Here is a 2,296-nt window from a genome sequence, read left to right as displayed (position 1 = left end):
TAGGTGCCCGCTCCGGTATTTGCATATACCTGTGCATTAAAAATAATCTTACGGTATTGATCATCCGCCATTCGTAACATTGCGTGTTCCGCTTTGGAAAAATCCTTCCGGGTGGCTCCGATCAAGGCATTCAGTTTACGATCATTCAGTTTAAAAAACTCACCCGTTGTCTGCATACTTTTATTCAGACTTCCCGGAGGTTTCCAACCTTTCTTTATGGCATTCATGATCTCTATTTCCTGATCCAGTCCGCCTTGCTTTCTTGCCTTATGGATTATTTCATCCACAGATCCATTTATATCTGCAAATTTCCCTTGAAATTTCTTCTGGTTCTGCTTCTTATATTTTTCCAGTGCCTGCAGCTGTTTTGCCTGCCACATTTCCCAGCGCATTTCTTCTGCCGTTTCTTCCACCTTATGCCGCTTCATATTCCGCATCATGGAAGCGATCAGTTCTTCTTCAATGGCAGCGAATGCTTCTTCGATATCATATGGTTCCATATGAATCACCTGCCATTCGACAGCACTTTAAAGCCCTGGCTCTTAAACTGCCGGATCATTGCTTTAAGCTGGGTGGAGCTGCTGCATTTATCACACCGCAGTTCTGCATAATCATTTTTTTCAATTGCGTAGATTCCAAAGGCTACCTGTTCACTGGCTATTTTTAGAAGCCCCTGGTATTCCTTCCGGCTCATGCGGTACATTCTTTTCGCTACCTGCACTTTCATCTGGCAGCCCCCCTTCTACGTTTGCTTTAAAGCCTCCAAGATCCATGTTGATTCCGGGCTCATCTGCTTCTGTAATGCCCTGCTCTGCCTTAAGCCGTTGGATCTCTTCCTGCTTACAGTGTTCATCCAGGGTATCGCCATACAGTTCTTCTACCACCCGCTCGATAGACATAATGCCCTGGGTTTTTGCTTTTCCTATGGTTTCCACCTGTGACTCAAAACTTGGATTAGCATATTCTCCGAATGGTATGTTTACTTCCACCTCTTCCACTGGTTTCCCATATAGCAGGTTGTAAGCATTTATGCATGCAGCAACCACTTCCGGCAGCGTCTCCTGCAGTGCCTCTATAATCGCATTCCGGGTATATAGCGTGGCTTTTTCTTTTTCCCTCTGTGCTTCTGCATTGTCAAGCTTCTTTGTGTCTATGCCAAGTGTAGAAGGGGATATCACTCCTTGTAGACACTGGTCAAGCGCTGTTATGTAGGAAGCAAGGTAACTTTCATGGGGGATAACCGGCTGCTGTGTATCGATTTGGTTCCTTGCACCCTCCCCCATATCAGAATCACATTTAATGAAACGGTTATCAAAAGAGTTTGGCTTTAGCAGATCCCCTTTATCTGGATCCCGGGGAATGAGCGATTCCGGAATATATGTCTTTGTCCTGCCTGCCCGTAATGCGTCCATCCACTGCGACCAGGTTTCGTCAAATGCGTCAAAGCAATCCACCTTGCCGTCATAGATGCTGCCGCCTCTGCCCTCATATTTGGCACTTTCATACACCTGTAACGGCACCGCAAGAATTACTTTCTCATCGAATGCCCAGTCAGACACTCCTTTTGTATTGTCGATTGCATGCAAGTCAACCAGTTTCTCTCCTTCATACAGTTCATTCCGGATATACCCGTGTCCGTAATGCTCATACAGGACATACTGCTGGCTTCTGACGGTGTACGGCGTCTTAAACACCACCTCTTCCAGATCATCTCCGTCATAGACCAATTCAATTCTTTCCCCCGGATACCAGCGCAGGATCGGATATTCGCTTTTCTTAGTGTTAATGGTAACCTTATAGGCTCCATCTCCAATATAGAGTACCTCTTTTAAAGACCTTTCAAATTTCTTCCGAAACCTGTTTGCTTTCTCTATGTCTTTCCACAGCAGTTCCTGTGCTGGATTTTTAAATTCAAAGTCATTCATATCTTCCGTTATGATCCCGCTTAAAATCCGCACAATCATCCCGGGCAATCCGGTGTGTATCTTCCTCATTTCCATACCAGGGGTACACTTAGATGCCCAGAATTTATACCTGTCTGCGTATTCTGGATTCTGTTGGTACATCTGCTCTAACTCATTTCCTTCTCCCCTATACCAGACTCTGTTTCGGATTGCACTTTGTTCAAAGTCCATTACCTCGGTAATCTGTATACTGGAAGCGGACGGCTGTATATTTAGCCAGTTGATTATTCCCCTTTTTATATTGTCACCCATGCGTTTTGTCCACCTCACTTTTTCACATCCTCCTCAAATCCAATCAGCTGCCGGTACGGAATCCATGCATACTGATTCGC

Annotated in this window: 3 protein-coding genes; all 3 read right to left on the bottom strand. The window is 45.2% G+C overall.

Going from position 1 to position 2,296, the window contains the following annotated elements; genetic code table 11:
- A partial coding sequence (locus RHS_RS29745) for a phage minor capsid protein (RefSeq protein WP_047835289.1) occupies positions 1 to 500 on the bottom strand: 500 nt, incomplete at its 3' end.
- 5 nt (positions 501 to 505) lie between these two features.
- On the bottom strand, positions 506 to 727 hold the full coding sequence (locus tag RHS_RS29740; RefSeq protein WP_047835288.1) for a hypothetical protein: 222 nt from the start codon (positions 725 to 727) through the stop codon (positions 506 to 508).
- The gene (locus tag RHS_RS29735; RefSeq protein WP_047835287.1) at positions 651 to 2,234 is read right to left on the bottom strand and encodes a phage portal protein; all 1,584 of its coding nucleotides are present in this window, start codon (positions 2,232 to 2,234) and stop codon (positions 651 to 653) included. The genes RHS_RS29740 and RHS_RS29735 overlap by 77 nt, the downstream gene beginning before the upstream one ends.
- Between the last annotated feature and the right edge of the window lie 62 nt (positions 2,235 to 2,296).

The organism is Robinsoniella sp. RHS, assembly GCF_001029355.1.
GTDB lineage: Bacteria > Bacillota > Clostridia > Lachnospirales > Lachnospiraceae > Robinsoniella > Robinsoniella peoriensis.
Note: the sequence above shows the minus strand (reverse complement) of the source record. Positions and strands in the feature narration are given on the sequence as shown.